Raw genomic sequence first — 13554 nt, forward strand, 5'->3', positions numbered from 1 at the left:
CATGAAATGGTTGCTTTCGCAACTATAATGGGATGGCTTTGTGTTTTAGTGTTCAACCCAAAACAATTCAAATATATGAGAAAAACGTTTACAAAGCTAATCTGGCAAACCATGAGGCTAAGTGTAATTGTAGCAAGCATCATTATGATGACCTTCGGAGTGCTCAAAGCCGAAAAAGGCTGGGGACAAAACCTAAAGGAGCAAAAAGTTAGCGTAACCATTGAAAGCGGAACACTGGAGGCCGCTATCAGACGAATTGAGTCTACAAGTAAAATAGGTTTTGCCTATGATTACGATGTTTTAAAGAACATTCAGGTTGCGGAACACCGTTTTTTAAATCAGCCGTTGGATCAAATTTTAAATGATCTGTTAAAAAGCAATGGATTAATCTATAGTCTAAAGAATAACACTATTCTGATTGTAAAGGCGCCAAAAACAGAAAGTAAAAAGGCTACGGGGGTTATTAAAGGAAGAGTTGTTGAGAACAGTTCAGAAGCTAGCCCGCTTCCTGGAGTAACAGTAAAAGTAGAGGGCTCCACCGCCGCCACCTCAACAGATGGCGATGGTGCTTATAAACTAAACCTACCTCCCGGTAAATATCGTTTAGTATTCAGCTTTATAGGGTTTGAAACCCGCATCGTAGATAATATAATAGTAGAAGAGGGTAAAAGCCGTGATATCAATATCAGCTTGAAAGCTGCAATTGCCTTTTTGCAAGAAGCAGTAGTTGTTGGTTATGGCGTACAGGAAAAGCGTAGTTTAACTGGTTCAATTGGATCATATAAACCTATTGACGAAGTAGGACAAATCCCATTAACCATAGATAACGCCCTTATTGGTAAAATTGCGGGGGTTCAGGTGGCTCAAACTTCAGGCATGCCGGGTAGCGCTTCTGCTATCATTATTCGAGGCGTAAGCACATTAAATAAGAATGGCAACACTCCCCTGGTTGTTATTGACGGAGTGCCGGTTTATAGTATTGATAGAAATAATAATACGACAGATTTCAGTGGAAATAAACTGCCGGGATTCTCATTTGGTGGGACCGGTGTAAACGAACCCTATGCAAATGGTTCTGAAAACAAGATTGAGAATAACCCTTTGGCAAGTATTAATCCCGAAGATATTGAATCAATTGAGGTATTGAAAGATGCTTATGCCACTGCCATTTATGGTTCTCGGGGTGCAGCAGGTGTAATCTTAATTACTACGAAGAAGGGTAAGTCTGGGAAAATGAAAGTGGATTTCTCCCTGTCCTCTTCAACAAGTGATCCGGTAAAAACACCAAGCATGATGAACGGCGATCAGTATGCGGATTTTTATTCCAATTATATGAAGGCCAAGAATCCAAATGCTCCAATGGACATCTTTCCGAAGGGAGTTAACACTAACTGGCTTGATGAAGTTACCCGCACAGCGTTGGGTACAAATGCCAATTTGTCTTTATCGGGTGGTTCAGAAAATATGATTTACTCGGTCAGTGGTGGATATGATAAACAACAAAGCTATATCATCAACAATGATTTTTCCCGCTACCAAGGACGTGTAAATCTTGAAGGCAATCTTTCTAAAAGCTTTAAGGTAGGCGCTAATGTAGCCATGTCATATGTTGATAATAATGCGCTAAACGCTCAACGTGTTTACAGAAATGCGGTATTGCGTGCTCCAAATACGGCAATAACCGATGAGCAAGGGCAATATGTATGGCGCTTTACCCCAAATAAACAAGGCGCCAATGAAGATACCAATCCAGTTGCATGGGCAAACACAGGCAAAAATCATCGTGTGGATACCCGCATGTTAGGAAATGTTTTTGGTGAAGTAAAGTTCAACTCGTGGGCTACCTGGCACTCTGATTTTGGCGTTGACTGGATTAACGGTGATGCTTATTCACGTGAAGTGGATAAACTTAGTACCCGTGAAGGAATGGCCACTTCAACTTCTAACAATAACCACAGATGGGTAATTAGTAACGAACTGCGTATTAATAAAGTGTTGGGCTATAAGCATGGTTTTAATGCCACACTGGGTCAATCGTTCGAGTCGTCGAATGAAAGTATAAGCAGTGTTGTAGGCGAAGGCTTTCAGAGTGATGGCATATTAAGTATTAATGCCGCCAATACAAAGAAGGTTACCAATTCAATGGATCAAAAGTGGGCCTTGGTTTCCTATTTCGGTCGTTTGAATTACCAATATAACAACCGCTACCTGGCTGGTGTTACTTACCGTTTGGATGGCTCATCAAAATTTGGGAAGAATCATCAATACGTCGGATTTCCGTCCTTCTCATTAGGATGGGTTCCGAGTGAAGAAGCTTTCATGAAAGACATTAAATGGATTGATCAGCTTAAATTCAGAGGAAGCTTAGGTTATACCGGAAACGACGGTGGAACAGGTTATTATGGTAATCAGGGCACCTACAAATTGAGTCCTTACGGAGCTAATTACGGGAGTCTGAGTTCATTGGAGGTATCGGCACCTAATAATCCTAATCTGGAATGGGAAACCACTACGATGCTGGATTTGGGTATGGATCTAACGCTTCTTCGTTCAAGGGTAACGCTAGGCCTTGATTACTATAACAAAGACACTAAAAACTCCATTGTAGGATCGCCATTGCCAAGCTTTATGGGCTTCAGCTCTCAATCCCAAAATCTAGCCGATATAACAAACAAAGGTTGGGAGATCACTATTAATTCTCGAAATATTGCAGGGAAGAAATTTCAATGGTTTACCAACTTCAATATTTCACGAAATAGCAATACCATTAACAAACTGCATAAAATTGATGCCGAGCAAAGTGCTCGTTTAGCAGAGACAAACGGAGGCCGCTATTGGTACCCGGGAGGATCATCGACCTCTTTTTATATGTATGAGTGGGGAGGAATAAACCCACAAAATGGTAATCCTATTTGGATCAATAAAAACGGAGAGAAAGTAGAGCAACCTATCCCCTCAACAGAATATACCAACCCTGATCAACACCGTAAAGTTATGGGTGATGCTTTACCTAAGTTTTATGGTGGTTTGGGAAATACCTTCAGCTACAAAGGCTTTGAGTTAAATGCCTTCTTATCCTTCTCTTACGGTAATAAAATCTTTAACGGAGCTAAAGCCTCTATGATGAACTATACCGAAGGTACGTTCTCAGGTTTAAATGCTGCCAATTTATCAACAGACTTACTGAATTACTGGAAAAATGCCGGCGATAAAACCGATATCCCAGGTTTGGTAAATGCATCTAACAATGTTTCTATGGGCTTTTTCGGGGCTACAGATTATACGCAAGGTCGATACACTTCGCGTTTTCTAGAAGATGCATCTTACATAAAACTGCGCAGCCTCACCCTGGCCTATACATTTAAAACAAAAATGGTCTCGAATTTATACCGTTTCAAAGTATTTGTTGAAGGCAACAACTTGTTTACCATCACCAAATACTCAGGTATGGATCCTGAAGTAAGTGCATTCGGTTCTTCGGCATTAAACATGGGTTACGACGAGTTGACCTTGCCGGCTATGCGCACATTCAGATTAGGATTACAAATAGGGCTTTAATTTTTAATCAAACAATCGTTAACCATGAACAAATTAACCCTTAATAAAAACTTCTTAACAGCTGTATTTGCTGCAGCAGTATTGCTGTCGGCTTGTGATAAGCAAATAGATTTGGCACCAGAGTCTATTACAACAGAAAAAGATGCCTTAACTTATCAGAAAGGCACCGAACGGGTTTTAGGTGGCGCCTATTTAAGTTTACTTGATGCATCAAAAGGAGACGCTTTTGAGATTGGCGACTTAACTACTGGAATTGCGACCAGTTTCACCACAGATTTTGCAACCGGCGCACTTGATTCAAGAAACTCAATTGTTGGTTCTTTTTGGTCAACTAATTATAAGACGATTAACCTGGCCAATGTGATCATTAACAAATTACCAAAGTACGCAACTTTTGACCTTTCTATTCAAAATCAGCTTATTGGTGAGGCCAAGTTCATCCGTGCATTCGCCTATTTCAATCTGCTAAAGCACTTTGGCGAGGGTGCATTGGAAGGCAAAATGGATAACATGGCAGTTCCCCTTCGTTTAGATGCTTTTGATGGATATGATGGTTCTCAAAATCTACCCCGAGCTACCAATGCCGAGGTTTACGCTCAAATACTTAAAGATTTAGATGAGGCCATTCCTGTGTTGATGAATAAGTTTAGCACTAATGTTGATCAGCACTCAAGAGCTACCAAGTCCGCGGCACGGGCATTGGCTTCAAGAGTTGCTTTGTACAGCAGGAATTATGCAAAGAGCCTGAGTTATAGCGATGCTGTTTTGGCTGATGTAAACTTTAAGCTTGAAAACCGTGTCGATCTGGTGTTTCCGATTAATGGGATGGGTGCTAGAGATATCAGCTTTAGTGATGAGATTCTCTTTGGATTTCCTGTTAGCTGGAATAAAGATGTTACCCAGTACAAAGAACATGGAATCTACTATGCTTATGGATTTATCAAGCCGGATACTACGGTTTTTATGAAAACATATGCTGTTACAGATATGCGCAGAAGTAAGTTCTTTCCTGATGCTGCGAATCTTAAACGGAATATGAAGTTTTCTCATCCTGAACTTTTAGATAACCTGATCATGCTGCGCCTTTCTGAAATTCTTTTGAATAAAGCCGAAGCTGAAGCTAATTTGAATGGCGTTACCGCTGCTGCTGTTGATGCGCTGAATAAGGTTTATCAGCGTGCATTTGCTAATGATCAAAAACCGGGCTTATACACTACTGTCGACTTTGCTTCAAAACAGCTGCTCCTCGACCGTATTTTGAAGGAACGCAGATGGGAGCTGGCTTTTGAAGGACAGGATCGTTACGATATGATTCGCACTGGAAGGGCTCCGAATGCGAGCCTTCCTTCATCGAAATATGCTTTGCCTATTCCTCAGCGCGAGATCGATATAACAGATGGCTTAATAAAGCAAAACCCAGGATACTAAATAACCTAACCAATCAATAGCCAAGTGCGGGGCCATTTCGTGGATTCCGGCCCCGCTTCTATTGCCTTTTCAAACGAAAAAAAGAAGATATAGCGAGAAATTTTTACTTAACAAATAAGCCTGAGTGCTTTTTAAAATCACAACCAACAGTAAAAAGTAATGAACAAAATTCTTCTATCGGCAGCTGTTTGCTGCGCGCTGGCCTTGAGTGTGAAGGCTCAAACCCGGGAAATAAACTTTAAGCACGATGCTCCATTTAAGGAGGTACTTGCTGAAGCTAAGAAACAAAACAAACTGATCTTTTTCGATGCCTATACTTCCTGGTGCGGCCCCTGTAAAGTAATGGCCAATACGGTTTTTAAAACCGATAGTGTAGCCGATTTCTTTAACCAAACATTCGTAAACCTAAAGGTAGATATGGAAAAGGGGGAAGGCCCAAAGCTCAAAGATCGCTTTGATGTTGCAGCCTATCCAACCTTATTATTTATTGATGGTGATGGAAACCTGGTACACAAAATTGTGGGTTCTGCTCCTGTAAATGAGTTCATGGCCGAATCGCGCAAAGCCTTGCACCCTGAAAATACAGTGTACGGGTTGGAGAAAAAATTTAATGCCGGCGACCATTCTGAAGCAACCAGCCTTGCCTACATGACAGCACTTGAAACCGCTTACGAACATACTAAGATGGGTGAGGTTGCTAAGGTTTATTTCGATGCATTGCCCCAGAATACTTTGCTTGACAGCAAAAACTGGGAATTGGAAAGCCGCTTTTTGTTCGATGTTAGTTCAAAAGCCTTTGCTTACCTGTATGGCAAATCGGATGATTTAAAAGCTAAGTACGGAGCAGGAAAAGTCGATATGTATTTTAATCAGGTTTTCGGTAATACCATTGGCTCATTAAAGAAAGCGTACGCCAGCAACATTAATTTACCGGCAGCAAAAAATAGAGCCACAGCGATGGAAGCTTTATTGGCTTCAAGTAATTCTCCGTCGGATCAGCAGCAGCTTACTGCCTTGCATTTAGCACAGTTTGCAGGCACTAATCAATGGGATCAATATTGCGCATTGATCAACAATACACTGAAAAAGGCACCCGCAGGTCAAAAGCCGAACTCGTATTCAATTTTATGGGCAGGAATGGAAATGGTGCGTTCAGCTCCGGTGAAATACAGCACTACCGCTTTAAAATGGGCCGATTATTACAATGAGGATAAGGAAGATCTGTTCACGCAGATTTTAGCTTCTGACCTACGGAAAATGGCAAGCAAAAAGCTTGGCAAAACCAAAGAGGCCGAAGCGTTTGCTTTAAATTCTGAAAACTTAAGAAAGCAAGCGGCTGCTCAGGGCAAAATGACTCCTCCAATCATGAATAACTAATTAGATAAAGCATAAGAAGATAGAACGATGAAAAATAATATTATAAAGGTTTTAGCATTGACAGGGGCGGTATTGTTGACAACGGGCGCATTGCATGCCCAATCTGCTAAATATATAACCGTAACCGGAAAAGTAAAGTTTGTGCCGTCAAAAGAACACCAACAAAAGTTTCCTTTCTTATTACAAAAAAGATCGGGTGACGATTTAAAGGTTATCGATACCATTCGTGTTAAAGCTGATGGTTCTTACAGTTTTAAAGTAAATGCCAGTAAGCCTGATTTTTATGAACTGGATGTTTATAAATGGGATCGCGCCAGTTTTTGGGCCAATAAAGAGAATCTGAAGATTGATTTCAGAGGAGAAGATACGGCAAAGATAAAGATCAAAAATCCTCCGTATGTATTTATTGAAGGCGGAGATGAAAACAATCTGATCAACGATGTGAACTTCATCGTTTACCGTAATTATCAGAACACCATCGCTATTAGTCAGCTGCAGTATAAAGCTTCTTTGAAGAAAGATACCACAATGGCGAAGAACTTAGAAAAGTTTATGTGGGACCAGTATGACGATATGGATGAGCGTATTAAGCTATTAGTAAAAATGAACAGCACGAAGCCGCAGGTTCTTTACGCACTAAATTATTTAAGCCCGCGAAGGAATAAAGAATTTATAGTGGCAACACTTAATAAGCTAATAACACTTTATCCTAAGTTTACTCCTGCCAAAAACCAGCTCGAAAACATTGCTAAGGCTGAAGCAATTGCCAAGAAAACGGCTGTGGGTAGTCCGGCAATGGATTTTACTCAGAATGATGTGAATGGTAAGCCCATTAAACTTTCTTCTTATAAAGGGAAATATGTATTGGTTGATTTCTGGGCTTCATGGTGTGGGCCGTGTCGCGCAGAAAACCCCAACGTAGTAAAAGCCTATAATAAATATCATGCAAAAGGCTTCGAAATTCTGGGCGTATCCTTAGATGATAAAAAAGACAAATGGGTAGAAGCGATTACAAAAGACGGACTTACCTGGGCCCATGTAAGCGATCTGAAAGGCTGGAAAAATGCAGCTGCTAAAATGTATAACATTAATGCTGTGCCAAGCAACCTCTTGTTAGATAAAAACGGGAACATTATTGCCAAAGACCTAAGAGCTGAAGAGCTGCAGCAAAAGTTACAAGAGATTTTTGGCAAACAAGATTAATAAGATCATCTGCATGAAAAGATTTAGTAAGAAGCTCCTGATGGTTTACACTGGCGGGATGCTGAGTTTATTAGGTTTCAGTGCCAAGGCTCAGATGGCTGAAGCACAAAAGCAAACCATTAATGTGTCGAAAACAACGACCTATAATGTTAGCCCGTCCGAGGTTTGGGAGATCGTATCTAAAGTGAATCAAGTGGAAAGTTATGCCAACGGGTATGTTTCATCGTCGGTTACAAATGGTTCTGAGTTCCCTATAACCCGAACCATGAAATTCAAATCAGGAGTAGAACGGAAGGATGTGGTTCAGCAATTAAATGAACCCTACAAGTTTTACTGCTTTAACATTACTTCATTACCTCAAGGTATTGAAGAAGCAACGCTTGCCTGTACGATCACTTTGAATGAAACGGACTCGAATAAATCGGATGTAAAATGGTGGGCGATTGTAAAGGGAAATGCTGAGAGTAAGAAGAAACTCATTGCTGAAATTGAAAATGAGTTCGACAACTATGCGGAAGGCTTAAAGAAATTATTGAATAAGTAAAATAGTATAAAAAGAATAGCAATGTATAAGAGAAGATTAGGATTAGCGGTTGCGGCTCTTTTTGCAGCAACATCTTTGTTTGCGCAATCGGGCAAAAGCATTACCGTTACAGGAAAAGTGAAATTTCCTGATCCAAGCGGTAAAGACAAAATTTATTTGGGACAATATGTGGGTGAAGGTTTTAACAAAGCCTTTAAAGCAATTGATAGTACTTCCCTTGATGCCAATAATACTTTTCAGTTTAAGGTTAATACAAATAAGCCTGATTTTTATCAGATCCGCGTTTATTACATGGATAGGATTGATTTCTGGGCCGATAAGGATGATTTAAAAATCAGCTTCAGAGGGATTGATACTGCGAAGGTAAAAATTAAAAATCCTCCACATATTCACATAGAAGGTTCGGCAGACAATGATGTAATCAATCATGCCAATTTTGAGGCGTATAGAAACTATCAATCAATGATTTTGGTTTATAATCAGTTGTATTGCGCAGAGAAATCCAAAGATTCGCTTTGGATTGTAAATGCGAAAGCAAACACCGATAGTTTAACTTCTGATTTCTTTTCAAGAATGCGTTACCTGGTAAAAATGTATCAGGACAAGCCAACGGTTTTATATCCACTTCAGTTTTTAAGCTGGAAACGTGATGGTGATCTGATGATGCAAACATTGGATCATTTGGCTAAGAAATACCCGAACCTGCCGCAGGTGAAAAAGCAAAAAGAAGAAATTCTCGCTAACATGGCACAAACCAAGAAAATCGAAAATGGTCGCCCGGCACCTGATTTTGCCTATGCCGATTTGCAGGGTAAAAAGTTAGGACCTAAAGACTTCAAAGGCAAATACCTGATCATCGATTTCTGGGCATCATGGTGTGGTCCTTGCCGTCAGGAAATTCCTCACCTGAAAGAAGTTTACAAAAAGTATAAAGATAAAGGCCTGGAGATTTTGGCCGTATCGTTAGATGCCAAAGCCGATCAGTGGAAAAAAGCCATGGATGAGGAAAAAATGACATGGCCACAAGTAAACGCGCCTGATTCGAAACCGGTAATGAGCTCGTACTTGTTCAGCGGTATTCCTTACCTGGTGGTGGTTGATAAAGACGGGAAAATTATTGAGAAAAACCTTCGTGGCGAAAGTCTTGATGAAAAACTGAAAGAAATTTTCGGAATCTAAAAGCTTCTCTTTTATATAACCTAAGTCAACGTTGGGGTCTGAAAATGGCCCCTTCAATTCTGAACTTACATTAAATTAAAAAGAATGAAAAAGATATTTAGTTTGATGGTGCTGGGATTAATAATAATTACCAGCCCTAAACCAGCTCATGCCCAAATGGGTGCAGCGGCTACCATTCAATGGGATGTAACCAAAAAAGCCTCCATTAAAGCTGAGCAAGAGGCGGTTTGGAGCCTGCTTTCTGACTTAAAAGAAATAACCTTATACAGTAAAGACTTTATAAAATCGGCTGTAATTAAGGGCTCTTCAATGCCATTTGACCGTGTACTTACATTCGCCAACGGTACAACCCGAGTTGAGCAGATTGACCAGATAGAGCAAGAGCATAAGTTTATCGCTTATCGCTTTACACAAGAATCATTGCCTAAAGGAATTGAGAGTGCAGAAATTGCTGTATTTACTAAAGCAAGTGGAAAAACCACTGATGTAGAATGGTTGGCCCGTATTGAAGGAAATGCGGAAGCAAAGAAGGCATTAATAGCTCAGCTTACTGCCGAATTTGAAGTCTATGCGACAGGAATGACTAATCTGTTTAAAAATACCATTCCTGCAACACCAATGAATTAGTGGTTCTTTAATAGTTGTGTTTTTTCGGTTATGAGCCATCTCAATAAGTAGATGGCTCTTTTATTTATAATCATTCTAAAATTTAGGGTTAACGATAATTTAAAACCTGGCTAAAGCCTGCGTTACATTGGGGGGATACTTTCGCGTTGAAAATAAAAACCTGATGAACAAATTAACTTTTACTCTACTATCATTTGCCGTTACCGGAATAGCTGTAACTGCTTGTACCAACGACGACACGAAAAAGGATACTCCGGAAGTGAGCAAGGTCGTTTTAAAAAACTATTCTGAAACTCCAGCTTTATTGAAGAAACTCTCGGGTTTCGAAAACGTTGAAACGTATACTTTAATCAGCTCTAACGACGAGTTTACCAACTATCGTTTCGGTGGCTCTGCTGATGGTATTGGCATGATTAAAAATCCTGCCGGCGGTTTTGTGATGTTCGTTAACAACGAGGATAACTACTCAGTTTCACGTGTTGAGTTGGATGAAACCTTAAAACCTGTTAAAGGTTCATATGCTTTAAATTCTGATGGAGGACAGTGGCGGCTATGTTCGGGAACAATGGTTACTCCTGAAGAACATGGTTTTGGTCCGTACTATTTTTCTGTTGGTGAAAGTAATGTGGAAGCCATGACCCACAAGATCGATCCTTTTCAGAATTATATTTTACCTAATAACACAAGTCGCGGTATACCAGCCTTGGGCCACTGGAGCGGAGAAAACTCAGTTCCATTGAATAAGAATGCTTACCCGGGGAAAACTGTAATTGTAATGGGCGAAGATGCTTCTGACGCTACTGGCGGTCAGATGGCCATGTATGTTGCTAGTGCAGGCGATTTGAATACTGGTTCATTATACATGCTTAAACGTGTTGATGGTGTTCAGAAAGAAACTGATATGACCGTTGGAAAACAATATGATGTTGAGTTTGCTAAAATCGATAATCATTTGAATTTAACGGGTGCACAGATTCAGGCGTTGGTTGATCCTTTAAAAGCGATCAAATTTGGTCGTGTTGAGGATGTTGATTACCGTAAAGGAAGTGGAACCAATGCACATGAGGTATACTTTAACGTAACAGGTCAGGATCCTAGCGGCGATAATGCTGATAAGTCACGTACTGTTTGGGGTCGTGTGTATAGAATCACCCTTGATGCTACGAATCCATTAAAAGGTAAACTGGAAGTAATTTTAGACGGAGATGATGACAATGGTCCCGCTAAAGATTTCCAGAACCCTGATAACATTTGCGTAACGCAAAACTATGTTTACGTACAAGAAGATTCAAATGGTTACGGAACCGAAACCCATGATGCCTATATCTATCAATATAATATCGCCACAAAAGAACTTAAGAAAGTATTTGAGTTGGATCACCGCAGAAATGCTGCTGATGCTGTGACCTATAACGGCACTAGTTCATCCACTTTCGGTTCGTGGGAATATGGTGGCTTAATTGATATTTCTTCAGTAGTTGGTATCGATGATGTATTTGCATTATGTATTCAACCTCATACCTGGAAAAGCGAAAAGTTTGCAGGCGTTGATGGTGGCAGCAAGCGTAAAACTGAAAACCAAGGCAGTGAAGTTGTGATCTTAAAGGGCCTTCCTCGTTAATAGCTAACCTTACACTTCTACATATATTTAAAACCCTCTGATTGCTTTCGGAGGGTTTTTAGTCTTTTTTGGCATGCAAAAAAAAATTATTGTAATAGTAATAGCATTGAGCCTTGTTGCTTCTTTTCAGGCTTGTTTAAAGAAATCGAACAATGCTGAAACAGTTAGAGCATCACTCCTAATCGGGATAGATGACCTGAAGCAAAGCATCCTTAAGTTGGAGGGTGATATCCGAAAAAATGCAACACAAAAGCAGGTGCAACATGATTTTCTCGAGGCTCGATTTCAGTATAAAAAAATAGAGTTTCTGGTCGAATATTTTTGTCCTTACACTGCTGATTTTATCAATGGTGCGCCGTTGGACGAAATTGAAGTGGCCGACAAACGCGTTATAGCTCCCGAAGGTTTCCAGGTAATTGAACCTTTTATATTTCCATCGCTTGATACCACAAATAAGCAAGAGCTGTTGGGTCAAGTTCATTCACTTGCTATTACTATGAATCGATTGACCGATCAGGCTAATACAATTCCCGTTACCGATCAGCATGTATTTGATGCCATGCGCTTGGAAGTTTACCGCATTATATCAATGGGTATTTCAGGTTTTGATACTCCCTCGGCACAAAACTCTATGAATGAAGCAGCTGCAGCTATACTGAGTATGCAGCAAACGTTAAGGTTATATAACCAAGATTCGGAATGGGGAACGGCTGCTGTGCAATATCTTCAAAAACACTCCGACTTCAATAGCTTTAACCGTCTGCAATTCATTACTGATTTTGCCAATCCATTATCGACAGAACTGCACAATGTTCAATTAAGTTTAGGCATACAGCCATTTAAAGAGCTTAGAGCCGTTAAAACCACAGTTGTAACACTTTTTGATGAAGATGCGTTTGATGAAAATTTCTTCACCCCCAATTATGATTCCCATACATCAACGCAAAAGGTGGCATTGGGGAAGATGCTTTTTTTCGATCCTATTTTATCCGGAAATCATAATCGGGCCTGTGTTTCTTGTCACCAACCTGAAAAAGCATTTACCGATGGGCTGGAAAAGAGTGTGGCGTTTGATGAGGCAAGCGTGGTTGAGCGAAATGCGCCGACTTTATTAAACTCAGGGTTTCAGAAGGCACAGTTTTATGATAGCCGTGTGTCCAATCTGGAGGATCAGGCAGCCGCAGTAATTAATAATAAGAACGAGTTGCATGGCTCATTCGAAAAAGCCGTAACTAGACTAAAAGGCAGTGTAGAATATGTACAATTATTCAAAAAAGCATTCCCGGCAGAAAATGAATCAATCTCATCATCATCAATAAAGAATGCAATTGCTGCTTATGTTCGTTCGTTAAAAAGCATGAATTCCAGATTCGATCAATATGTAAGAGGCGATAAGAGTAAAATGAATAAGGACGAGATCGTCGGGTTTAATATATTCATGGGCAAAGGTAAATGTGGCACCTGTCACTTCGCGCCTTTATTTAATGGAACAGTCCCTCCTAACTATGATAGAAGTGAGTCGGAAGTGATCGGCGTTCCACAAAGCAATGCGGCAAAGTCTAAGCTTGATGGAGACAGAGGTAAGTTTAATCTTTATCAGTTTGAGCAATATCGGTATTCATTTAAAACCCCAACCGTTAGAAATATTGCTTTAACAGCGCCATATATGCATAATGGCGCCTTTAAAACCTTAGAAGAGGTGATTGATTTTTATAATAAAGGCGGTGCCGCAGGAATTGGAGCTGATCTTCCGTATTTAACCTTGCCTTTTGATAAGCTGAACCTAACAGAAAATGAGAAGAAACAACTAGTGGCTTTTATGAAAACACTAACGGACACAAGCGTTTCATCAAGTATGCCCAAACAACTACCAAAACTTGCCGAACTTACGGCAAGCCGTAAGGCAACTTATTAATAGATAATCTTTTGGCATTCATAGGAGAAGTTTTACTTGTTTTTGTGCAAGGAGTGTAACAATTATAGATACGCATTGAACCTGGTTTGGAGCCAGTGTTCT

Annotated in this window: 9 protein-coding genes; all 9 read left to right on the top strand. The window is 40.2% G+C overall.

Annotation, left to right across the window (positions count from 1 at the left end; translation table 11 throughout):
* The first annotated feature begins 75 nt into the window (after positions 1 to 75).
* The 9 genes from NF867_RS08225 to NF867_RS08265 all read left to right on the top strand — a co-directional run bounded on the left by NF867_RS08225 (position 76) and on the right by NF867_RS08265 (position 13452).
* Complete coding sequence (locus NF867_RS08225; RefSeq protein ID WP_252587335.1) at positions 76 to 3558, top strand: TonB-dependent receptor; 3483 nt, start codon at positions 76 to 78, stop codon at positions 3556 to 3558.
* 24 nt (positions 3559 to 3582) lie between these two features.
* A complete protein-coding gene (locus NF867_RS08230) occupies positions 3583 to 4986 on the top strand; it encodes a RagB/SusD family nutrient uptake outer membrane protein (RefSeq protein ID WP_252587336.1) in 1404 nt (467 codons plus the stop codon).
* Positions 4987 to 5145: 159 nt separating this feature from the next.
* On the top strand, positions 5146 to 6363 hold the full coding sequence (locus NF867_RS08235) for a thioredoxin family protein (protein ID WP_252587337.1): 1218 nt from the start codon (positions 5146 to 5148) through the stop codon (positions 6361 to 6363).
* Positions 6364 to 6390: 27 nt separating this feature from the next.
* A complete protein-coding gene (locus NF867_RS08240) occupies positions 6391 to 7566 on the top strand; it encodes a TlpA family protein disulfide reductase (RefSeq protein WP_252587338.1) in 1176 nt (391 codons plus the stop codon).
* Positions 7567 to 7579: 13 nt separating this feature from the next.
* Complete coding sequence (locus NF867_RS08245; RefSeq protein ID WP_252587339.1) at positions 7580 to 8110, top strand: SRPBCC family protein; 531 nt, start codon at positions 7580 to 7582, stop codon at positions 8108 to 8110.
* Between the two features lie 21 nt (positions 8111 to 8131).
* On the top strand, positions 8132 to 9289 hold the full coding sequence (locus tag NF867_RS08250; RefSeq protein WP_252587340.1) for a TlpA disulfide reductase family protein: 1158 nt from the start codon (positions 8132 to 8134) through the stop codon (positions 9287 to 9289).
* A gap of 84 nt (positions 9290 to 9373) precedes the next feature.
* A complete protein-coding gene (locus NF867_RS08255; protein WP_252587341.1) occupies positions 9374 to 9916 on the top strand; it encodes an SRPBCC family protein in 543 nt (180 codons plus the stop codon).
* 163 nt (positions 9917 to 10079) lie between these two features.
* On the top strand, positions 10080 to 11537 hold the full coding sequence (locus tag NF867_RS08260) for a PhoX family protein (protein WP_252587342.1): 1458 nt from the start codon (positions 10080 to 10082) through the stop codon (positions 11535 to 11537).
* Between the two features lie 73 nt (positions 11538 to 11610).
* Complete coding sequence (locus NF867_RS08265) at positions 11611 to 13452, top strand: cytochrome-c peroxidase (protein ID WP_252587343.1); 1842 nt, start codon at positions 11611 to 11613, stop codon at positions 13450 to 13452.
* Positions 13453 to 13554: the final 102 nt, after the last annotated feature.

Origin of the sequence: Solitalea agri (assembly GCF_023914155.1) — a bacterium.
Taxonomy (GTDB): Bacteria; Bacteroidota; Bacteroidia; order Sphingobacteriales; family Sphingobacteriaceae; genus Solitalea; species Solitalea agri.